At 40.6% G+C, this 22,288-nt stretch carries 25 protein-coding genes, 2 rRNA genes and 1 pseudogene; 3 read left to right on the plus strand and 25 right to left on the minus strand.

The features are described from left to right. Positions 1–22: 22 nt before the first annotated feature. The 12 genes from glmU to E0E32_RS00465 all read right to left on the minus strand — a co-directional run bounded on the left by glmU (position 23) and on the right by E0E32_RS00465 (position 12,026). Complete coding sequence (gene glmU, locus E0E32_RS00410) at positions 23–1,387, minus strand: bifunctional UDP-N-acetylglucosamine diphosphorylase/glucosamine-1-phosphate N-acetyltransferase GlmU (protein ID WP_130858620.1); 1,365 nt, start codon at positions 1,385–1,387, stop codon at positions 23–25. A gap of 322 nt (positions 1,388–1,709) precedes the next feature. After that, on the minus strand, positions 1,710–2,000 hold the full coding sequence (gene spoVG, locus E0E32_RS00415) for a septation regulator SpoVG (protein WP_066185701.1): 291 nt from the start codon (positions 1,998–2,000) through the stop codon (positions 1,710–1,712). Positions 2,001–2,149: 149 nt separating this feature from the next. Next, complete coding sequence (gene purR / locus E0E32_RS00420) at positions 2,150–2,962, minus strand: pur operon repressor (protein ID WP_066185702.1); 813 nt, start codon at positions 2,960–2,962, stop codon at positions 2,150–2,152. 58 nt (positions 2,963–3,020) lie between these two features. After that, a complete protein-coding gene (gene ispE / locus E0E32_RS00425) occupies positions 3,021–3,887 on the minus strand; it encodes a 4-(cytidine 5'-diphospho)-2-C-methyl-D-erythritol kinase (protein ID WP_066185706.1) in 867 nt (288 codons plus the stop codon). 155 nt (positions 3,888–4,042) lie between these two features. Beyond that, positions 4,043–4,222 carry a small, acid-soluble spore protein, alpha/beta type gene (locus tag E0E32_RS00430; protein ID WP_066185708.1) on the minus strand — a complete coding sequence of 60 codons (180 nt, stop codon included), beginning with the start codon at positions 4,220–4,222 and terminating at the stop codon, positions 4,043–4,045. A gap of 197 nt (positions 4,223–4,419) precedes the next feature. Continuing rightward, positions 4,420–4,680 (minus strand): biofilm formation stimulator Veg, encoded by a 261-nt coding sequence (gene veg / locus E0E32_RS00435; RefSeq protein WP_066185711.1) that lies wholly within the window; start codon positions 4,678–4,680, stop codon positions 4,420–4,422. A gap of 311 nt (positions 4,681–4,991) precedes the next feature. Next, a complete protein-coding gene (gene rsmA / locus E0E32_RS00440; protein ID WP_130858621.1) occupies positions 4,992–5,888 on the minus strand; it encodes a 16S rRNA (adenine(1518)-N(6)/adenine(1519)-N(6))-dimethyltransferase RsmA in 897 nt (298 codons plus the stop codon). Continuing rightward, a complete protein-coding gene (rnmV, locus tag E0E32_RS00445) occupies positions 5,881–6,642 on the minus strand; it encodes a ribonuclease M5 (protein ID WP_350308609.1) in 762 nt (253 codons plus the stop codon). The genes rsmA and rnmV overlap by 8 nt, the downstream gene beginning before the upstream one ends. Positions 6,643–7,022: 380 nt before the next feature. Then, the gene (locus E0E32_RS00450; RefSeq protein ID WP_066185722.1) at positions 7,023–8,366 is read right to left on the minus strand and encodes a ubiquitin-like domain-containing protein; all 1,344 of its coding nucleotides are present in this window, start codon (positions 8,364–8,366) and stop codon (positions 7,023–7,025) included. Positions 8,367–8,559: 193 nt separating this feature from the next. Then, a complete protein-coding gene (locus E0E32_RS00455) occupies positions 8,560–9,330 on the minus strand; it encodes a TatD family hydrolase (protein WP_130858622.1) in 771 nt (256 codons plus the stop codon). 69 nt (positions 9,331–9,399) lie between these two features. Beyond that, a complete protein-coding gene (gene metG / locus E0E32_RS00460; protein WP_130858623.1) occupies positions 9,400–11,397 on the minus strand; it encodes a methionine--tRNA ligase in 1,998 nt (665 codons plus the stop codon). Between the two features lie 284 nt (positions 11,398–11,681). Then, positions 11,682–12,026, minus strand: coding sequence for a hypothetical protein (locus tag E0E32_RS00465; protein WP_130858624.1), 345 nt, complete (start codon positions 12,024–12,026; stop codon positions 11,682–11,684). A gap of 244 nt (positions 12,027–12,270) precedes the next feature. Here E0E32_RS00465 and abrB point away from each other — a divergent pair, with 244 nt between their 5' ends. Then, positions 12,271–12,546, plus strand: coding sequence for a transition state genes transcriptional regulator AbrB (abrB, locus tag E0E32_RS00470; protein ID WP_066185731.1), 276 nt, complete (start codon positions 12,271–12,273; stop codon positions 12,544–12,546). 93 nt (positions 12,547–12,639) lie between these two features. Here the strand turns inward: abrB and rsmI are convergent, their stop codons facing one another. The 11 genes from rsmI to E0E32_RS00525 form a co-directional block, all read right to left on the minus strand. Next, complete coding sequence (gene rsmI / locus E0E32_RS00475; protein ID WP_350308610.1) at positions 12,640–13,530, minus strand: 16S rRNA (cytidine(1402)-2'-O)-methyltransferase; 891 nt, start codon at positions 13,528–13,530, stop codon at positions 12,640–12,642. Further along, a complete protein-coding gene (locus E0E32_RS00480) occupies positions 13,475–13,777 on the minus strand; it encodes a GIY-YIG nuclease family protein (RefSeq protein ID WP_066185737.1) in 303 nt (100 codons plus the stop codon). The genes rsmI and E0E32_RS00480 overlap by 56 nt, the downstream gene beginning before the upstream one ends. After that, complete coding sequence (locus E0E32_RS00485) at positions 13,764–14,507, minus strand: tRNA1(Val) (adenine(37)-N6)-methyltransferase (protein WP_066185740.1); 744 nt, start codon at positions 14,505–14,507, stop codon at positions 13,764–13,766. Before E0E32_RS00485 ends, E0E32_RS00480 begins: the two co-directional genes overlap by 14 nt. Before the next feature lie 93 nt (positions 14,508–14,600). Next, positions 14,601–14,909 (minus strand): DNA replication initiation control protein YabA, encoded by a 309-nt coding sequence (gene yabA, locus E0E32_RS00490; RefSeq protein WP_392388577.1) that lies wholly within the window; start codon positions 14,907–14,909, stop codon positions 14,601–14,603. 51 nt (positions 14,910–14,960) lie between these two features. Next, positions 14,961–15,788 carry a PSP1 domain-containing protein gene (locus E0E32_RS00495; RefSeq protein WP_066185746.1) on the minus strand — a complete coding sequence of 276 codons (828 nt, stop codon included), beginning with the start codon at positions 15,786–15,788 and terminating at the stop codon, positions 14,961–14,963. A 6-nt stretch (positions 15,789–15,794) separates the two neighbouring features. Continuing rightward, the gene (gene holB / locus E0E32_RS00500; RefSeq protein WP_066185751.1) at positions 15,795–16,784 is read right to left on the minus strand and encodes a DNA polymerase III subunit delta'; all 990 of its coding nucleotides are present in this window, start codon (positions 16,782–16,784) and stop codon (positions 15,795–15,797) included. Between the two features lie 404 nt (positions 16,785–17,188). Next, positions 17,189–17,629 (minus strand): YaaR family protein, encoded by a 441-nt coding sequence (locus E0E32_RS00505; protein WP_066185755.1) that lies wholly within the window; start codon positions 17,627–17,629, stop codon positions 17,189–17,191. 21 nt (positions 17,630–17,650) lie between these two features. Beyond that, on the minus strand, positions 17,651–17,980 hold the full coding sequence (gene darA, locus E0E32_RS00510) for a cyclic di-AMP receptor DarA (protein WP_066185758.1): 330 nt from the start codon (positions 17,978–17,980) through the stop codon (positions 17,651–17,653). Between the two features lie 18 nt (positions 17,981–17,998). Beyond that, a complete protein-coding gene (gene tmk, locus E0E32_RS00515; protein WP_066185761.1) occupies positions 17,999–18,622 on the minus strand; it encodes a dTMP kinase in 624 nt (207 codons plus the stop codon). Further along, positions 18,619–20,052, minus strand: coding sequence for an aminotransferase class I/II-fold pyridoxal phosphate-dependent enzyme (locus E0E32_RS00520; RefSeq protein WP_066185764.1), 1,434 nt, complete (start codon positions 20,050–20,052; stop codon positions 18,619–18,621). The genes tmk and E0E32_RS00520 overlap by 4 nt, the downstream gene beginning before the upstream one ends. 55 nt (positions 20,053–20,107) lie before the next feature. Further along, the gene (locus E0E32_RS00525; protein WP_066185767.1) at positions 20,108–20,299 is read right to left on the minus strand and encodes a sigma factor G inhibitor Gin; all 192 of its coding nucleotides are present in this window, start codon (positions 20,297–20,299) and stop codon (positions 20,108–20,110) included. A gap of 290 nt (positions 20,300–20,589) precedes the next feature. Here E0E32_RS00525 and E0E32_RS00530 point away from each other — a divergent pair, with 290 nt between their 5' ends. Beyond that, complete coding sequence (locus E0E32_RS00530) at positions 20,590–21,414, plus strand: SGNH/GDSL hydrolase family protein (RefSeq protein ID WP_066185770.1); 825 nt, start codon at positions 20,590–20,592, stop codon at positions 21,412–21,414. A 58-nt stretch (positions 21,415–21,472) separates the two neighbouring features. Next, a pseudogene (locus E0E32_RS22535) lies at positions 21,473–21,761 on the plus strand (hypothetical protein). Between the two features lie 189 nt (positions 21,762–21,950). On the opposite strand, the gene rrf reads toward E0E32_RS22535, so the two are convergent. Both rrf and E0E32_RS00545 read right to left on the minus strand, forming a co-directional pair. Continuing rightward, positions 21,951–22,065, minus strand: a 5S ribosomal RNA gene (gene rrf / locus E0E32_RS00540). 114 nt (positions 22,066–22,179) lie between these two features. Next, positions 22,180–22,288: ribosomal RNA gene (locus E0E32_RS00545) — 23S ribosomal RNA — on the minus strand; the annotation flags it as partial.

Consider the following 22,288-nt stretch of genomic DNA (forward strand, 5'->3'; position numbering starts at 1 on the left):
TTCGATACCTCCATGTGCTTCTTTATTTATATTTCTTTGCATATTCCTCTTTATTCACTTGTTTCGCTCGGCCAATCGATAATGCATTTCCAGGTACATCTTCATGGATGGTAGAGCCTGCCGCTATAAGTGCCCCCTTACCAATTCTTACAGGAGCAATTAAATTCGCATTACAACCGATAAACGCATCGTCTTCGATGAACGTTTTAAATTTATTCTTGCCATCATAGTTCACTGTAATTGTACCACAACCTACATTGACACCACTACCAATTTCCGCATCGCCAATATAACTAAGGTGTGAAACCTTACTGTTATTATCTACTTTTGCTTTTTTAATTTCAACAAAATTACCTATTTTCACGTCATTACCGATATCTGCTGCTGGCCGAATATGGGCAAATGGACCAATTTGCACCCTTTTTCCAATATAACTCTCGTTGGCCAAACTATGGCGCACCACGGTGCCTTCTCCAATATGACTGTCATTTACTTCTGAGTGAGGACCGATAATTGCATCAGCTTCTACTTTTGTGTTCCCTTTCAAAACAGTGCCTGGCTCGATTACCACATCTGCTGCAATTTCAACATCCACTCCGATATATGTATTGGCAGGATCGATAATAGTCACACCATTTCTCATATGGTGTTCATTCACTCTCTTTTTCATCAGCACCTCTGCCTTTGCCAACGCCACACGATCATTCACGCCAATTGTCTCATCAAAATTATCTGTCAGGAATGCCGCGACTTTTTGCTTTTGTTCCTGGGCGATTTGAATAACATCCGGCAGATAGTATTCCCCTTGAGAATTGTCATTAGACACCTGTTGTAATGCTGCAAACAACATTTCATTATCAAAACAAAAGGTGCCCGTATTGATCTCTTGAATAGCCTGTTCAGCTGGTGTTGCATCTTTATGTTCGACGATTTTATTTACCTGTCCGCTATCATCACGTACAATCCGACCGTATCCGGTTGGGTCATCTGCCACAGCAGTCAGAATTGTCACAGCTGCCTGTTCTGATTCATGGTGATCGAGTGCCGCCTGAATCGTCTCTTCTGTCAGCAATGGCGTGTCTCCACAAACCACAATGGTCGTGCCTTGTTTGCCTCCAAGATACTTCTCAGCCTGCTGAACGGCATGTCCTGTCCCTAGCTGCTCCTCTTGTACCACAAATTGTGCCGTATCACCGAGTTGTTCTTGGACTTTCTCAGCTCCAAATCCAACTACTGTAATGATATCTTCAAGACCCAACGGCTTTAATTGATCCACTACATGCTGCACCATTGGCTTTCCTAGTACAGGGTGAAGCACTTTATATAATTTCGATTTCATTCTGGTACCCTTACCTGCTGCAAGTACGATTGCATATCGATTAGACAAACCGATTCCTCCGTTCTATTCTTTTATCTCATGTATTATTATATCATTCATTTAGGTGTAAAACTCTCCAATTATGAATATAAACGAAATACAGGTGATTTTCAATAAAGACCGCTCAAAAATTCTGGAGGAATAGTTGGAAATTCGAGTATGTGAAAAATATGGAGGGGTGCTGCCAGTAGACAGTGGGCAGATTTTTTGCGCTAAGCCGGTGTTCCAAGAGCCTAATTACAATGATGGGCTCTGCAAGTTATGCAGGTGGATGCACCTATCTAGAAACAAAAAAGCCTAATCAATCGAATGATCAGACTTTTTTCCTTTTCTACGAAACTCCTGCTTCTTCATAGGTTACTTCTGTGCTCCCAGCACGTTCGTAAGCTTCTAATACAGCTTCTTGAATCTTTGCCCTTGTACCAGAATTGATCGGGTGAGCAATATCACGGAACTCACCATCAGGCGTTCGCTTGGAAGGCATTGCTACAAACTTGCCATTATTTCCGTCAATCACACGAATATCGTGCACCACAAATTCATGGTCCAAGGTAATGGAGGCAATCGCTCGCATCCTTCCATCGGTATTCACGCGGCGTAATCTAACGTCAGTTATTTCCATTATGGTTCACCACCTTTTCCCTATATAAGAACGTAATACATTAATTCAACAAAAGTTTTTAATTTCCTGCTTATTTTTAAAAATTTTTAGCTTTTGTCTTTTTTTATTGTTTTTTATATAAGGTTGGTGGTTAAATTCATCATCTTTTCCTATTGAAAGTAATTTCCCTTAATCACTTCGATCTGTTGATTATTCGAATCAACATTCTTAATTTGCAATAAAGATGTATAGTCATCAACTACTCGTTCTTCTTCCTCATCCTCTGCCTCAGCCAATACGCCAATCGCTTTCACCTTGGCATCAAACTCTTTCAATAAGCTTTTGATACCATTAATCGTTCCGCCTGCCTTCATAAAGTCATCAATAATACACACATTCTCACCGGCGCGTAAACTGCGCTTGGATAACACCATGGTTTGAATTTTTTTCGATGAACCGGAGACATAATTAATACTAACGGTCGATCCTTCTGTCACTTTGGGATCACGACGGACAATAATGACGGGTACATTCAAGTAAGAGGCAGTAGCATAAGCAAGGGGTATCCCTTTGGTCGCCACGGTTACAATTGAGTCAATATTAAGCGTGGCAAACCGCGATGCAAACAATCGGCCAATTTCTCGGATGGTCGATGGGTCACCTAGTATATCACTCATAAATAGGTATCCACCAGGCAATATCCGTTCTGGATCTTCCAATTGCTGACACAGTGTTGCGACTACGGATTCGCTTATCTCGTTCCCTATCCTTGGCATATACCTTACCCCGCCAGATGCACCAGAATTAGATTCCAGCTGCCCGATACCCTCTATATGAAACACCCGATTAATAATGGCTAAATCCTCACTTATCGATGACTTAGCTGCCCCACACTTCTCAGAAAAAAACGGAAGAGAGATTAATTCCATTGGATGCTCCACCAAATAATTAGTCATCGAGACAAGACGATCACTTCTTTTCATTACCACACCCCAAAATCCGAATATTTTGAGATAAATATAACATTTTATACGTGTTTAATCAAGTGTTTGTTGCCACCCCTAATATTCGCACGATATATACTTCCTCACAAAAACCACGCAGACTGTTATAGATCCGGTTGGCACGAGTCTCTTGTTGTACCAGCCCGAAGACCGTCGGACCGCTGCCGCTCATCAATACGGCGTCGGCACCTGATTGTTTCATCTGCTGTTTGATTTGCTCTACCTCTGGGTTTTTAGGCAATGTGACAATTTCCAAAACATTTTTTAGGCGCTGACAAATTCCTTGGTAATCGGCTTGTTGGATAGCAGTTATCATTCCTTCGGTGTCTGGATGCTCGATTTCATCTAGCTGCAATGATTGGTACACAGATTGCGTTGATACACCTTGCGCAGGTTTGGCAAGTACAACCCAGCATTGTGGCGGCGGTGGCAGCTCCTCAATCTTTTCCCCTCTTCCTTTCGCTAAAGCCGTTGTGTTATATACACAGAAAGGAACATCCGAACCGATCTCTGCGCCTAATGAGGCTAACTCGCTTGTTCCGATTCCTAAATTCCATAAACGATTCAAGCCTCGTAAGGTTGCCGCTGCATCACTACTTCCACCTGCTAAGCCTGCAGCTACCGGTATCTGCTTATCAATGGCAATCCGCACCCCTTGTTTGACGTGATAACGATCCTTCAGGAATTTAGCAGCTCGATAAGCCAAGTTTCGTTGATCATTTGGTACAAAGCGATTTTCACTAACCACCTTGATGGTATCTTCTTGCAGTAAATGGAATTCCAGACGATCTGATAAATCAACAGTGGTCATAATCATCTCGATTTCGTGATATTGATCCTCTCTTTTGTAGAGGACATCTAATGTTAGATTAATTTTTGCAGGGGCCTTTTCAGAAATATACATGATTGATTCACCTTCTGGTTTTATTAATAATCATTTCTCTGCCTTTCTCGGCAGATCATTATTAGCAGCAAGTGTATCCACGTTTCCACTCACCTTCATTCATCTTACCTAAAGATACCACAAAAGGGATCAAGTGCGCAAAAAGGACAAAGTCTTTAGACTTTGTCCTTTTTCATGCTTTCTTCTGCAATTTGTACAGCTCTTTTCACCATATTCCCTGCATCTCTGGTCGTTATGCCGCCCCAGCCTTCTTTTTGAACAGTGTCATAAAAGCCCAATTCCTTGGCAAGTTCTTCTTTGAATTGATTAGACATCATGCTGCGTCTTCTAGCCATTGAAGTGACTCCCCTTCTGTCGTATCAACGACATTTATAGCTTATGCAAGACGTCCATATAGATACTCGGTAATAAAAGGTTGCCAAACCATATCACGTACAAAAGCTTTCGCTATCAGGAATTGAATGACAGCGAAAGCTTTTGTACTAACTTATATTATTTAGCTGGTTTCTTGCAGAAGCGGTAAATTGTTTTACTACTCCCCTGATACCGCCTCTAGTTTCTCCGTAAAGCTTAACTCCACAGTTTCGGTAAGAATATCTGCATAGCTATAAGACACACGTTCAAATGCATTTTCTTCTTGGTCAAGCTCCACAATAAAAACAGAAGGATACATTTCCGCTAATACGCCGCAACGCTCAACGATTTTTTTCCTTCCATCATTTGCTTTGATACGTAGACGTTTGCCCACATTTCCTTCTAAGCCTTGTTTAATCTCAACTAATGTTTTAGCCAATATACTCCACCTCACTAAGTATAATTATACCATATCCTTGTCCAACAGTCAATGAAAAATCTTTTATTATAACAATAGTTTTTATGACCTGTCAACAAAAAAATTTGCATATTTGCTAATTAGTTTTCCTTATTACCAGAAAATTATGTATATCAAAAGAAATAATTGAAATTTGGTTTTATTTTTCTACTTAGTACAGGCAAACTACCGCTAAGACGGATTGCGTAAATCGGACTATTTTCAAGAGTAATGAATTCCACTTTCCTTTTACTCATTTTATAATAAAACAAAGGCTAGGGGTCGCTTATTCCCTAGCTTGGTGGTATATTATTTATTTGTTGATAAAAATAATTAGCGATATCGGCAAATTCCTGCATACTTAAAGATTCCCCACGTCTTGTTCCATCAATCGCTGTATGTTGAAAACCAGCTTCCACTTGTTCCTTCGATAATTTTCCTTTGAAATGACGATTCAGGTTATTTCGGAGGGTTTTACGTCTTTGCTGAAAGCTTGCCTGGACTATCTCGAAGAAGAATGACTCATCACGGAGATCCACGGGTGGCTGTTGACGCTTTTCCAAATGCAACACAGCCGAATCTACGCGCGGCTGCGGGATAAAAACGGTAGTTGGCACCGTCATTTTCACACTAGCAACGGTATAATATTGGATAGCAATCGATAATGAGCCGTAATCTTTGGTGTTTTCATGGGCTGCCATCCGTTCTGCTACTTCCTTCTGCATCATTACGGTTATACTGGAGAAAGGTAACTGACTCATCAGTAAATGCATAAGAATTCGTGTGGTAATATAATAAGGCAAGTTAGCCACCACTTTTACCGGTCGATCATCTTGGAAATAACCCTGCCACAAACTGGCGATATCAGCCTTTAAGATATCTTCATTAATAATTCGCACATTCGAATAGGCTGACAGCGTATCCTTCAGGATAGGTACCAGGCGGCCATCTATTTCGAATGCCGCTACCTTGTGAGCCGCTATCGCCAATTGTTCGGTTAGAGCTCCAATGCCTGGACCTACTTCAATCGCATTTATTTCCTCGGAAATATTGGCATGTTGAATGATATTTTGAAGTATATTCACATCGATGAGAAAATTCTGACCTAAACTTTTTTTAAAGGAAAAACCGTATTTCTCTAAAATCTCTTTCGTACGCTTCGGTGTTGCTATTGCCTTTTGCTCACTCATTGGCCTCCCCCCGCATCATCTGTTGTATCACTTGTTCCAGTTCTTCTTTGTCTATTTTAAACATTTGTAACCTTTTTAGTAATTGTTTCCCATTGGGATGCCCAATCCTTAGCTGTTTGCTTAATTGAATCCTTCTTTCTTTAGCTCCAGGTCCGCCAATCAGGCCATAGTCCATCAAATCGGCTTGGGAAAGATTCGATGTGTGTCCTTCATCTAATTCATAAACCTGACTTAATGCCTGTCGAAGCGTTGCAAACGAAGCATGTTCAATTCCAAGGCTATGATCTTTATTTCTTTTGGATGCTGCCTCTTCTCTTGTTAGAAAGGCATGTTTACAACCAGGGATATGCTGATTTATTATTTGCCTAATACGCTGACCAGGATAGTCTGGATCTGTAAAAACAATCACCCCGCGCTTATCTTTGGCGTGGGCAATTTGAGCAAGTGTATCTTTATTAATCGCGGAGCCGTTGGTTTCGATCGTATCCACCTCAAACACCTGCTTCAATTTTGCGGTGTCATCCTTTCCTTCTACTACAATTACTTCCTTTATTTTTAGCAGGGGCTCACTCATTGTGTTTATCCTCCAATTACTTCTCACTAAACATTCATATTTTAGTGCGTGTTCAAAAATGCCGATAAATAGGACCTCGTTGGCTAAAACCTCAGGCGTCCTGGGACTGCGATTACTCGCCCCACCGAACCCATTTGTTGCAACGCCCACACTAGTACGTCCTGTACGTCGAAAGTTCAAGGCGCGCGCAGTCTCCCGGTACCGGAACGTATGCTTTTCATACGTGAGGAACGGACTCACGCAGGTTGTGTTGACTTCTGCGTTGCCTACAGGACGTGGGCGGTCTTAGTAGAAGTTCCTATATCGCCAACGCAGAAATTCGCTGCGTCATTTTTGTTGGTCTTTTTGAACATCCTCTTTTAGTTTACCATAAATGGACTTTATTTTGATAACATCTCTTTCTTATAACAAATCCGGACAAACCCTACCACTAACCAAAAGTTGATACTGACTGCCGATTTGTTCCAAGTCAAAATCGGTCCATACACAGAGTTATATGCTTTCTACCGATAACAAAAACCTCCAACAGTTAGATTATGCTAACCGTTGGAGGTATTCGTTTAATCCATTATTTTTACCTGAACGTTTTTCATACCATAACTAGCGGCTTTTTGCGGAGAAGACATGTGCAAATCAATCTTATTGCCTTTAATGTTACCGCCCGTATCTCTGGCTATCGCATAGCCATAACCTTCTACCCAAACCTTTGTCCCTAAAGGAATCACGTTTGGATCTACTGCCACAACACCTTCAGGATTAGACTTCAAATCATAACCTGTGGCTGTTAAACCGCGGCCATCACAAGAAGCACAATCCCAATTATAAGCCGTTGCTTTCATGTAAAGTGTTTTGCCTTCTTCTTCATTTCCTCCACGTGAAACATTTTCCGTTTTTTCAGCGGAGGCAGTCGTTACTGGTTCTGATTTTGGTTCCTGCTTTTTCTCTTTTGCATCATTTGATTCTGGTTTCTCTTGTTTAGGTTCTTGTTTTGCCGATTCTTCTTCCGTCTGAGCAGCTAGTACTTCCGTTTCCTCAACGGGTGCCTCTTCCATGGTTCCTACAGCAACAATCCTGTCTTCACTATCTTGTGTGACTTCTTCTTTCACTAGCTCGCGGGAGACTTCCTCACCATTCTCCATTACAACCTCATAATGTTTCTCTACGATTCCCGACTTTCCTTCTGAGACCACTTCTTCAGTCCCCTTTGCCAGAGAATCATCACTACGCTTTACCAATTTGGAGTCTTGCTTTTCTTCTACTACATCGGTAACTTTTTCTACGCGCACAATATTAATCCCTTGATCTCTTTCGATCAGGGCATCTTTTTCTGGTTCTACACGATCTAATTTTCCTAATTCAATGCTTTCTTCTACCAATAGCTCTTCGATCGTGCTTCCAGGTGATGTCAAGACTTCTTTCTGCATATCTTGATCATTGATGGTTACCTGAAATGCCTTATCGATTGACCAGGCAAGATCATCATCAATCGGTGTATCCAAAGCAATGGATAGATTATCTTTTTCGTCTACTTCTATTCCTTGCTCATTTAAAAATTCTTCCACGGTTGCGCTCGTTGTAAAATAAGATTGCGCTTCTCCATCCATTGTAACGGTAACTTCTTTCGCCGGTATATGTTCAATTTGCATGCCATCGACGACTAATGTATCTTGACTATGTGAAATGTCATCATGTTCTGCTATAGAAATGGATAGCTCATCCAGTACATCCTCCACTACATTAGCGTGTGTGCGGATACTGGTACTCTCGTCTGCCTGCACAACGGTGACTTCTGCTTTGGATAATTCATAAAAGGAAAAACAAATAAATCCGATAATAACAAATAAAGATAAGGCAAGCTTGAAGTCTGTGTTGTTTAAAAAACGACGAATACTAAATCTTTTCATGAACAGATTCCCCTCCTTTTACTCGCCGTTGTATTATATAAAGTTCCTTCACAAGTGTCAAACGGTTATTCTGCCTAATAAAAATGGCCAACCCCTTTGAAATCAAGAGGTTGGCTATCTATATACACATATATTTCATTTCATTTACAATCATGTAACACCGGTCAAAAAAGCAAAACACTTCCTATTTTTTTCACACTTCTATGCCGAAGAAACGCTTGGCATTCTCGGTTGTTTGCTCACTTAACTTCTCATAGCTTACGCCACGCAAATCAGCTATTTGTTCCGCAACTAAACGAACATAGGCCGGTTCATTTCGTTTACCGCGATTTGGATGAGGAGCCAAAAATGGACAATCTGTTTCAATTAACAAACGATCCATCGGTACATATTTCGCCACTTCTTTGGGTAAAGTCGCATTCTTAAACGTGACAGGTCCTCCTAATGAAATATAAAAACCCATATCCAGACAAGTATCTACATAATCAACAGAATCATTATAACAATGCATAATGCCGCCTACTTCTTCCGCATGTTCTTCCTGCAGCACTCCGATAATATCCTCCGTTGCTTCACGATTGTGAATAATGATCGGCAGCTGTACTTTTTTAGCCAATTGAATTTGCTTGCGGAATACCGCTTTTTGTACATCTTTCGGGGATTTGTCCCAGTGGTAATCCAGCCCCATTTCTCCAAGCGCTACCACCTTGGGATGATCGGCCAGTTCTTCCAGCCAGACTAATTCTTTCTCTGTCATATCGATCGCATCAATCGGATGCCATCCTACCGCTGCATAGATATGGTCATACTGCTCGGCCATCTTGATTGCTTTTGGAATCGTTTCGTGGTCAAACCCTACGATAACCATATATTCGACACCTGCTTCTTTTGCCCGCTTCAATACTTCTTCTCTGTCCTCATCAAAATGAGAGACATTTAAGTGCACATGTGTATCAAATAACATCGAGTATCCTTCCTTTCTTCCTGCTACAAGAGGAAACGCTTATCCTGTTTCGATAAGCGTTTGTCCACTTTATTTTACTACCGAACCATTTGGCAGGTCAGAGGACACGCTGGCCAATGATAAGGAGCCATCTTCGTCTTCACCAGATAAAATCATGCCTTCTGATAATGCACCACGTAATTTGACAGGTTTCAGATTGGTAACACAAATCACCTTTTTGCCAATCAGTGACTCTGGTGTGTAATATTCGGCAATCCCTGAAATCACTTGGCGTTTTTCCGAACCAAGGTCTAATTGCAGACGCAATAGCTTATCCGCCTTTTTCATTTTCTCTGCTTGGACGACCTCGGCTACACGCAAATCAATGGACATAAATTGATCATAGCTGATTTCCTCTTTCGTCTCTTGTTCGACTGATGCTTCAGGCTGTACCGGTGCCTTCATCGTATCTTTAATAGCCTGTACCTCTTCTTCAGCGTCCAAGCGCGGAAAAATAGGTGCTTGCTTATTGATTTTTGTACCTGATTTTAGTTTACCAAACGAAGCCAAACTATCCCACGTCGCATCTACTTCTGGATCTAATCCTAATTGTTCCAAAATCTTACGAGAAGTTTCTATGAAGATCGGCTGAAGAAGTGTGGCCACTATACGTAAACTTTCTGCCAAGTGAACCATGACACTCTCCAATTCACCACGCTTATCGTCTTCTTTTGCTAAAATCCAAGGCTGTGTTTCGTCAATATATTTATTGGTACGAGAAATGAATTTCCACACAGCGACTAAGGCAGCGTTAAATTGCATGCTATCCATTTCTTGCTCGTATGTGTTCACTGTTTCTGCTGCCAGTTCACGTAACGATGGATCAAATGTAGTCACATCCCCATGATATGCCGGAACCGTTCCGTCAAAATATTTGTTGATCATGGCAACGGTTCGATTCAATAGATTTCCTAAATCATTGGCCAAATCATAGTTAATCCGCGAGATAAAATCTTCTGGTGTGAAGACGCCATCACTTCCAAAAGGCATTTCACGCATGAGATAGTAACGGAGTGGATCGATCCCATAGCGTTCCACTAAGAATTCTGGATACACGACATTCCCTTTTGATTTAGACATTTTACCGTCTTTCATCAATAACCAGCCATGTCCGAAAATCATCTTAGGTATAGGTAAGTCTAACGCCATCAACATAATTGGCCAATAAATGGTGTGAAAACGAACAATCTCTTTCCCTACCATCTGGACATCAGCCGGCCAATATTTCTTAAATCTTTCTGACTGATTTTCATAACCGCCGAGATCAGGGTCATAACCTAACGCCGTAATATAATTGGACAGGGCATCGATCCAAACATATACGATGTGCTTAGGATCCGATTTAACCGGTATCCCCCAGCTAAAAGTCGTACGGGTGATCGCCAAGTCTTCTAGGCCCGGTTTGATAAAATTATTGATCATTTCATTTTTTCGTGATTCGGGCTGGATAAAGTCTGGATGCTCTTCATAATACTGCAGCAGACGATCCGCATATTTACTCATACGTAAAAAATACGACTCTTCTTTGATCCACTCCACTTCATTTCCACTCGGCGCAATGCCACCCGTAACATTGCCATCTTCATCACGATAAACTTCTTCTAATTGAGTCTCTGTAAAGAACTCCTCGTCAGATACAGAGTACCAGCCTGCATACTGATCCAAATAAATATCGCCTTGATCTTTTAATTTTTCAAAGATTTTCTGGATCACTTCTTCATGGTAATCATCCGTGGTACGAATAAATTGATCATTTGAAATGTTAAGTAGTCTCCATAAACCTTGAATGCTTTCAGCCATTTCGTCCACATATTCTTGCGGGGTTTGGCCAAGCTCGGTTGCTTTCTTTTCAATCTTTTGACCGTGCTCATCCGTTCCTGTTAAGTAAAAGGTATCAAATCCTTGCAGACGCTTATAGCGGGCGATTACATCGCATGCAATCGTTGTATAGGCATTTCCAATGTGTAATTTTCCACTCGGATAATAAATCGGTGTAGTGATATAAAATGCTTGCTTATCCTGTGACATGCTTTACCTCCTCGATTCGTTCTTAGTTCTTACATAAAAAAAGCGCACCATAATAAAGCTTCGATGTTTGAAGCTCGCTACTTTCTTTTCTGTATATAAATTAGTCTGCTTTTATTGTAGCGATTTTTCAACCATTTTTCCATTATTAAAGTAGTTTATCCATGAATTTTATCATTTAATCTTAGAAAAACGCAGAAATGCCGTCGGTCTTTGACGTTAATCCAGAATAGGTAGCAACTTTTAGCTATGGTGATTATTTTGCAAACCCTCGCCAGTTACCTGCGTTAGCCTGACAAACCCGCACGTGCTGTAAAGACCACAATCTGTAGCCTGGAGGAAAACGATAAACGTCTCAGAGATACTTGAGCCGTCGTTCTAAGTATGACGACCTTTTTTCCGTGTTCTCTCGCTTTTTTGGGCGTCATTTTGATTATGACGGCCACTTTTCCGTGTTCTCTCGCTTTTTTGGGCGTCATTTTGATTATGACGGACATTTTTTCGTGTTCTCCGCTTTTTTTGGGCGTCATTTTGATTATGACGGCCATTTTTTCGTGTCCTCTCACTTTTTTGGGCGTCATTTTGATTATGACGGCCACTTTTTTGTGTTTTCCTGCTTTTTTGGGCGTCATCACAAACAGGCAATCCATCTTTTTTAATCATTTATCGATATTTACGCTTCTGTTAACGATTATTGGCGACAGTTTTTGTCGAATAATATTTTAATTTCCATTCTTGAAACCCTTTACTTTTAAAGTATTTTAAAAAATTTGAAAAAAAATACTTATTTCGTTTGACATTACTGGGAACTAATGGTATTATAACGCTGTAGGTGTCGAATTATGCCGAAAAAATATCAAAAGGGGAGAAATTTTAATGAAATCAACAGGTATCGTAAGAAAAGTAGATGAACTTGGCCGTGTCGTTATTCCTATCGAACTTCGCCGTACACTTGGAATTGAAGAAAAAGATGCCCTTGAAATCTACGTGGATGACGAACGCATCATCCTTCAGAAATACAAACCAAATATGACCTGTCAAATTACAGGCGACATTTCTGACGATAACTTTACTTTAGCAAATGGCAAACTTGTGCTTAGTCCAGAAGGTGCCAAGGAACTTGTAGAAGAAATTCAAAAAAAACTTGATTAATTCAACGATGTGGTATATCTAGCAATTAGCTGATATGAGATCTATAGATTCAAAAAAGCACGGTCATCATGTTTGACCGTGCTTTTACTATGTCTATTGAATATGATAGGCCGTATATACATCCCTTTTCGGTAATTGTCGTGTTTTGGCCACTTGTTTGATCGCTTCTTTGCTGGTGCATTCTCTCTCTTTCATCATCTGTTCGACATGCGCTTTTACACTGAGCGATTCCCACCACTCCACTTCTTGCTGCTCTTGCTTGCCCTCGATAACAATGCAACATTCCCCTTTTAATGGGTGATCGCTTATCCATGCAGCCAGTTCCGGCAAATTACCACGCAAATATTCTTCGTATTTTTTGGATAACTCCCTTGCAATCGAAGCTTGGCGATTACCAAATCGTTCTGCTAGCTGTTCCATCGTTTGCGTTATCCTATGGGGAGATTCATACAGAATAAAAGTCGTATCCAGGCTTGCCAGCAATTCAAATGCCTGTTCACGCTCCTTGTTCTTTCGGGGGAGGAAGCCATAAAAATAAAAGGAAGAGGTAGATAAACCAGATCCGACTAGGGCCGGCAACGCCGCATTGGCACCCGGCAATACGATAACAGCAACATCCTGATCAATAGCCGCTTGAATCACTTCATAGCCCGGATCCGAGATACCCGGCATTCCGGCATCACTTACCAGGACAAGCGTCTGTCCTTCTGCTAACATAGCAAGGATTTGATCCTGTCTGGTGGCCTTGTTATGTTCATGGTAACTGATCATCCGCTTCTTTAGATCAAAATGATGCAACAGCTTTCCTGTATTACGAGTATCCTCCGCTAGCACGATATCTGCCTCTTCTAGTACACGCAACGCTCGGAAAGTGATGTCCTCTAAGTTTCCAATTGGCGTTGGAACAATATATAATACTCCTGCACTGTCATTTTGATAGCTCTTCTGGATTTGCATGGCCACCATACCTTTCTTTATGCTCATGGATCATTTGCTCTTTTTCTTTACGAGACAGTCGTTTGATGCTTGCCTCCAGGCGTAATGCCTCCGACTTTGTGGGGCATGTTTCGATAAATTGCAGTTCAAAAGGTGCCCTGCCCCTCGTATATTTTGCGCCCTTTCCTTGCTCATGCATAGCTAAACGCCGTTTGATATTATTGGTGTATCCTGTATATAAGGTGTGATCCTTACACTTGAGCATATATACATAGTGTGTGCTACTGTCTGTCATACATGATCCCCTCAAGTTCCTTTGTATAATTTCCTTGCTCATCAAACATATAAAGCGGTGGCAGCATTCGCAAATCCGGCTTTCCGTCTCTAATACCTTCAATCAAAAGAATGTTAGCTTCTTTTCCCATTTTAGGATAAACAAACTGCACACGCTTTGGCTCGATTTTATATTGGCGGAACAAGGTAATAATATCGACAAAGCGGGAAGGTCGATGTACCATCGCCAGCTTGCCTCCCGATTTTACCAGCTTACTGCAGGCTACCATAACATCTTCTAAAGAGCAGGAAATCTCATGCCTGGCAATCGTTAAATAATCATTATCATTGTGATGCAGTTGATTTTTTGTTGGAAAATAGGGAGGATTAATGGTAACTAGATCAAATTTATTGTTTTTGAAATGAGCTGGCATGTCTTTTAGATCACTGTGTATCATATCAATCTGTGTTTGCAGCTGGTTCAACTGGATGCTGCGCTTGGCCATGTCATATAACCGTGCTTGAATTTCTACCCCTGTAATCGGAACAATCGTTTTTCTAGCCAATAGTAACGGGATGACGGCATTCCCGCTGCACAAATCCAAAATCTTACCTCGCTTTTTCGGAACAGAGGCAAACTCACTTAATAACACCGCGTCCGTCGAAAAAGCAAACACAGTGGGGCTCTGAATAATTTGCATCGATTGATCGATCACTAAGTCATCTATACGTTCATCGTCTTTAAGTTGCATAGGCTTACTCCTTATTTCATGTCACATAACTTCTCTTTTTTCAGACAAAAGGCTGACATCTTCTATTGTCAGCCTTTTTGCCACCAAGTGCTTTTATTTCGTTTTATTTAAAAATAGCAAGCAGAATAAACAATCGCCTTCCTGCCTCGGGCTACCAAAGTGGACATTGCAAATATGGAAGCCTTCTTCATAAAGTCTTGCCAGATTATCATATCCTTCCCCAATAGCAGTTGGATCCTCATTTTCTTCGTCTTGCTTCTCTTGTATCTCTGTTTCATGATCCAATCGTTGTCTCAGGTGATGATTCTCCATTTCTAAACGATAATTCTCTTCTAACATTTCTCCTAAGTGTTGCTTTAAATCTCCAAGTTGTTGATATAATTGACCGATTTGTTCTTCCATATCCGATACTTGTTCAAATAATTCCTTTTTCTTCACGTCACTTCCACCCCATTATTCTGTGCCCTGGGTACTGATAACTCCTTCATCTATCAATTCATCTAAAGTATATTCGACTACGCGTTCTTTTTCTGGTATTTCAATTTGAATGAGTCGTTCTAAAATGTTCAAGCCGACTACTTTACCATCACCATAGCTTGTTTTGATGGTTTCGCCCAAATCTGGAAGCTCTTTTTTGGCCGTCTCATAATCGTCATTCTCATACTTGAGACAGCACATCAATCGTCCACACAACCCGGATATTTTAGAAGGATTCAATGATAAGTTCTGGTCTTTCGCCATTTTAATCGAAACCGGTTCAAAATCACCTAAAAAAGTAGAACAGCAGAGCATACGACCACATGGCCCTATACCACCTAATAACTTCGCTTCATCCCTGACACCAATCTGCCTTAGCTCAATCCGAGTTTTAAACACCGATGCCAAGTCTTTGACAAGGTTGCGAAAATCGACCCGACCATCTGCCGTAAAATAAAAGATGACCTTATTTCGATCAAATGTATATTCCACATCAACCAAATTCATCTCAAGTTCGTGGTCTTTAATTTTCTGTTGACAAGTCTGATAAGCCTCTTCGGCAATATCTTTATTCTCTACGACGGTTAACTTGTCCTTATTATTAGCGATGCGAATCACTTTTTTTAATGGCAAGACAACATCCTCTTCGTCTACCTGTTTATTCGGTACAACGACCTTACCAAACTCTACACCTCGAACCGTCTCCACGATGACATATTCATCTGTTTCCATCGCTGTACTATCTGGATCAAAATAATATATTTTACCCGCTTTTTTAAAACGGACACCAATGACTTCTATCACTATTTTTCACCTCTGTATTTGAAGTGTTAGTTGCTCCATCACCAACTGTGGATGCACATTTTGTTCCAGCTTTCGTTTGGCATGCATGATTTCCTGCAAATGATCCGTGACTTGTGCCAAAGACCATTGCATACTGCCTGTTTCAAGTTTCTCACGATGCTGAACAAATACTAACTCCGAAGACTCATCCAAATGGTAATGTACGATATCTCGAAACCATAAGAGTAATAAATCCAGGCCTTCTTGTAATTGTACTCGCTCTTTAAAATGTGGCATCCATTGGGTATGCACAAAAATTGGCACTTCATTTGGATTTTGTTGAAGCATTTCTATCAATTGTACCACTATTTTTCGTGACTGTGCAAACCAAGTATCCTTACTCTTTTCGAGGGCTGCACTCAAATTATTTGTCATAGCTGTCAGAAGCCTTGCATTTGCTAAGGAGAGCCCTTCTTCTTGCAATTTTTCCTCGAGCCGTTTTGATTGTAACGGTGTAAAAGAAAGCATCTGACATCTCGAACGAATTGTTGGTAAAATGGCCTGACTATTTTCTGTAAGTAAGATGGCTGTCGTCTGCTGACTTGGTTCCTCCAAGAATTTCAATAAACGATTGGAGGCATTATCTGTCATTTTATCAGCCTGATCAATAATATAGACCTTTTTATTCGATTCTAGTCCTGTATAGGTGAATTCTTTTTGGAGATGCAGAATCTGTTCTTTCTTAATACTGGCACCATCTGGATAAATGACATGCAAATCAGGGTGGTTCCCGCTCTGGATCCTCCTGCAATCTCGACACTGATAACAAGGTTCTACACCCGTGCGCTCTTGACAAAAAATACTCATGGCAAGTAGCTGTGCCAGCGTAAATTTCCCTGTTCCCTTATCGCCATGAAATAAATAGGCGTGAGATATTCGTCCTTTATTGATGCTATTCATCACCATTTTACTGACAATGGGCTGTGTCTGTAGCATGTCTGACCAATGTACTTCCATGGTATAGCCTACTTTCTTCTATAAAATATACTTGTTCTTTGTTTTCGTGTGCGTGTGTTCTGAAGTTCTCTATCTACACCGCCTCATCAGCAATTAATGACGATAATGAAGTTGATGTTTGCTAGCCCTGCAATTGTCATTCTGCATCTTATATTGCTATGAAAGTTAGAACAGCCCCCGTCCGGTCCTTTATTACTATATAAGTTGAACGCATAAATGGATCAAGCGCACCTATCCGATATCCATGAGAAATTATTGCATTCCACTTATATCATCAAAAGAACATACTGACTACCGATAAGTTCCAGGTCAACATCATTCCAAGTCCTATTATACCAAGGATTTTATACTTTCTGTTAAAAAGACCAAGGTGGATGGATCAGAGACATCCAGCCACCTTGTGCTCATGTATATAGGTTAACAAGTAGTCCCTTAATCTCCCCAATTAGATCTAATATCTGAACGGAATGTTTTTCCTGGTCCATTACCGACTCGGTTAATTCGAGCAACTTATCGTCGATTTCTTCCACAATCGTTAAGGGACGATTTCCCCCGTCCGGCGTAAAGCTATGCGATTTCTTTAAGGCCATGCCATAATCAACGGCTTCTTTGACGAACTTTTTCACTAGCCGTTTGTAAGCTGCTAAGTCTTTGAAGGAACGAAAGCGAGCAACCCTCTGACCCTGGGCCGTTAACGCCGACATTAACTGCTGCAGCTGATTCTGCTGCAACTGGGCGGACTGTTGCTTGACGACAGTGTCAAAAGGTTTCCCAGTTGTTCGTGCTTGTGTATCCTGTTTCTGTAATCCTTCTAATTGCGTGCGCATATCCTGAGTAATCTTCATAATCAATGCTTACCTGCCTTTTTAGAACTGATGGAACGATTCAACTGGTACGATAAATACAGTAGCCCCGCCAACTTCTACATTAATGGGACGTGGAATATAAGAATCTGCGTTGCCACCCATTGGTGAGACCGGTGAAACCAATTGCTCACGCTTACTACAATTATCTTCGATCACCTCGAGTGCCTGTTCCACATACTTGTCCTCACAGCCAATCATTAAGGTCGTATTGCCTTCCTTTAAAAACCCGCCAGTTGAGGATAGCTTGGTCGTTTTATATTGATTTTCACTTAACGCGTCGATCAGACGATTACTATCTTTATCCTGTACTACGGCCATAATTAACTTCACTTTAATCTCCCCCTTGGTTTAGGTAAGATGTGCTTTAATTTTGTTATATGCTTCTTGCTCTACTTTTATTATATCAAATTTTGCATCAATTCTCTCGATTCGATTTGGAAATTTTTTAATTAATGTTTGATAAGCTTGATAAACTTGACGGTGAAAAGCCAACGATTCTAAATCTAATCGATTTTGTTCCCGCTCAGCGTTGGTAGTAATTCGTTTTAATCCTTCTTCCGGCTCAATATCAAAAAACAATGTCACATCGGGCATATGGTTCTGGATCGCAAACTGATTAATTTGAAACACTTCATCGATACCCAAGCCCCTTGCTGCCCCTTGATAAGCCAAACTGGAATCAACAAATCGATCGCATAATACAATTTTACCTTCTGCCAGGGCCGGCTGAACCTTCTCAACCAAATGCTGACGACGAGCTGCTGCAAATAATAATGCCTCTGTTCTTGGGTCCATCTGGGCATTATCCGTATATAACACGACATCACGGATACGTTCCGCAATTGGAATACCACCTGGTTCTCTTGTTGCAAGTACTGGATAGCCCTCTTCTGTCAAACGTTGCGCCACTCGTTTTAAAACCGTTGTCTTACCGGCGCCTTCTCCACCTTCAAATGTAATAAACACGTTCATTCTCCTTCTGCTGCTTCATAGACATAGATTCCTTTATGAGGATTGCTTGGTTGAAAACCAATAGACAATTGAAATAATTGTTTTATTTTCGCTACCGTGGCTCCTTTAATTCGCTCTCCTTTGGCAATCAGCGGAATACCTGGAGGATAGGGAATGATCGCCTCAGCGGCTATTTTTCCTGCTGCTTCCTCCCAGCGACACCAACGAGTATGCTGTTGATTCATCTGCTGATAAGATAATGCCAAAGAGACAGTTTCCTCTTCAAAAAATAATGGATCTACATCTATTTTAGCATGACGGATATGTTTTAAGCTATCCCTGATTGTTGCCAATCGCTTTTGCAGCTGTTCTAATGGATAAACTGGTTCTAATCCAAATATAAATAATACATGACGATCCGTAATAAGCTCTGGATAGATACCTTGTTCTTCAAAAAGGGCTTGAACCTGACTGGCTGATAGATGATCATGGATACGCAATGTCATTTTAAGCGGATCATCATTCACTTCCACCTCCCAGTAGTCAGGAGCAACAAAACATTCCTGAACTGCTTTTATATATCGAAGCGTCTGTTTATATTGCACCTCTGTATAATTTGCCAAGTAATAACGAGCAAGGTCTAAGCTGACCATCAGTGGATAAGAAGGACTGCTTGACTGCAGCAATTGTAAATAATAGTGAACTCGCTCCAACGGTACGGCTGATGTATATACATGAAGATAAGCAGACATGGTCATTGCTGGAGTCATTTTATGAGCAGACTGAACCACGACATCTGCGCCTAACTCCCCTGCCGATGGAACGGAAACAAAAGGAAGCGAGAAATGACACCCATGCGCCTCATCGATCAACACAAATGTATCACTACGATGTGCCAGATCAATGACTTCCTTTAAAGGAAATACATCACCAAAATAATCTGGATAAGTAAGAATAATAGCCTTAGCTTCTGTATAGTTAGTGAGAGCCTGTTTTATCGAGCTAGTCGACGGTGCGATATATCTTTGTTTGAGCTTGTCATAAGATGGCGGCAAGAAGATCGGTTTTACCCCAGCCAGCTCCATCCCATGCAGAATCGATTTATGGCAATTTCGCTGTACCAATACCATATCACCTGGTTGACAACACGCCAAGATCATCGTCAGATTCCCTACGGTACTTCCATTGATCAGAAAAAAGGTATGCAAGGAATGAAACCATTCACTAGCAAGTTCTTGGGCATCTGCTATTACCCCTTCTGGTGCATGCAGATCATCTAGTCCATTTAATTCTGTTATATCTAACGACAGTAATGATTGAAACTCAGCCAAACCCTGCTCTGCAAAAAGTTTGCCATTTTTATGTCCAGGAACGTGAAAAGAGATTGGTTGGGCATCGGCAAATTGTTTTACTGCTGCATACAATGGTGTCTGTTGTTGATTAGCAATCATCCCTCACCTCTTTCTTTGAGTATAGAAAAAAATAGAATCACGCTTACTGATTCTATTATATCGTATAGGTTGATTGATTAATAGCACGCAACTTACCTACATAATAGGAGTAATGATCCTCATCTGGTCGTACAGAAATAATTTCTTGCTCACACTCATGGCACAAATACATTTGATATAAGAAGATTCCATTGTTTTTCCGTTGCTCACATACACCACATCTGTGATAGGTTTTATGATCATTCATTGCTTCCACCTCCATCACTTAGTATAACCCGATCTATTAAAAGGTATACAAAGAATCATAGACTTTATGTTTCACGTGAAAAAAGTGATTTTTTTCTTCTACAATATTTCTTTCTGTGTTATGATAAATCCATGTCAGCCCCTTATAATTTGAGATGCAGAAGGAACTGCCACCCTCTAAATTATAAGGTTTTTTGCTTGTACTTTACCCCCTGCAGCATGATATAACGGCAATTGGTAAAGAATAAGCAGTGGCAACGCGAAATTTGAATACCATAAGGATGGAAGATAATGAAAAAATTTATCATACTTATATTATGTCTGTGCGCTTTGTTTTTTATCCTAGTCAAAGGAATTAATCCTTTTACTGCCGATAAGGAAAGTAGAGAAGAACAATTAGAAGCAAAGGCACCAGAAACATACAGTAACTTTTATCAAAAATTAGTAAATGGTGAAGTGGAAAAAATAAAATTAGTTGGCGACAGTATAACTGCAGGGGTCGGTGCGCAATACTTACTGATGCCAGATGTTAATCAAGTTATTTTTGAAAATCAAGAAGAAGTATATCGAGAAGCAGGATTTGAGGCAAATTCTTGGTCGAACTTATTCAGAAATTATATTAACGAATTTTTCCCGGATGTAGAGTTTGTCAATGCTGGAATTTCTGGAAAATCTGCCAAATGGGCAAACCGGCACAAAGAGCGCTGGGTTGGCGATGAAGATGTGGTTTTTGTTATGTTAGGGACAAACGATAGATGGGACAGTCAAAATACACTGGAGCTTAAAGATAATCTAACGAGCTTTCTGGAGTATGTAGATGCGAACAGTGAGCAAATGATTGTGATGAGTCCACCACCCGCACTATCTGACGGCCAAAATGAACGATATCATTTTGGTACCGAAGAAATCAATCAGGTGGTGAAATCGATCTGCCGAGCTCATGGTTATCAGCTTATTTCTCATTATGACGCCATGACCAATTACGCATCAAGTCAAGGGGTAGCCCTTGAAAAACTCTTACAAACAACAGGCTCTCACCCTATCGATGCTGGCTATCGTGTCATTTGGGAACACATTAAATCGGAATTAACTTTGTATGATCGTAATGAGCTATAATTGTTTTTCATGATTATCAGGGAAAATGATGATCGATTAAGAAAAGGAGATTGATTTTGTGAAACAAAAACAGGAGGTTTCGAAAAGGCATAGCCTGATTAGTTACCTCTCCTTAACCATAGGAATCGGTTGTTTTTTTATTGTTTTTCAACGGCAGCTTAATTGGAGATGTCCTCACATTCCTTCTTTCTGTTGCAGGTATCCTGCTATCTATTGCCGCACTGTTAAATAAAAAAGAAAAAAAGATCATTCCAATTATATCCTTCCTTCTTTCTTCGTCTTTCTTTTTGTTTTGGATCATTGCAGCTTTTTTATTGATTACTGGTCAAATGGACTTCGCTCCATAATGCATATAAGAAAAACCGGGCAAACTCCGTCCATTCTTCTATTATACCCGAAACGAGATACTGACTGTCGATAAGACGGATGATGTTAAGTAGCTTCTTTTTTTAGAATATTATGTTATACTCTCTCTATCATAAAAAAAGAAGCTCATTAATCATTTTATAGATTAATAAGCTTCTTTTTTACTGTTTGCCTGGCAACGTCCTACTCTTGCAGGGGAAACCCCCAACTACCATGGGCGCTGAAGAGCTTAACTACTGTGTTCGGCATGGGAACAGGTGGGACCTCTTCGCTATCGTCACCAGACTTTCTTTTGATAAGGACAAGACATATTATAACGCATGCCTTATACGAAATGCAAGTGTTTTTTATATACTTTCAAAACTAGATAAGAATTCATCGGACAAGCCAACATCATGTATAGATAAGTCCTCGATCGATTAGTATTCGTCAGCTCCACATGTCACCATGCTTCCACCTCGAACCTATCTACCTCCTCGTCTTGGAGGGATCTTACTCTATCGAATAG

The organism is Gracilibacillus phocaeensis (genome assembly GCF_900626275.1).
In the GTDB taxonomy this organism is placed as follows: Bacteria; Bacillota; Bacilli; order Bacillales; family Amphibacillaceae; genus Gracilibacillus; species Gracilibacillus timonensis.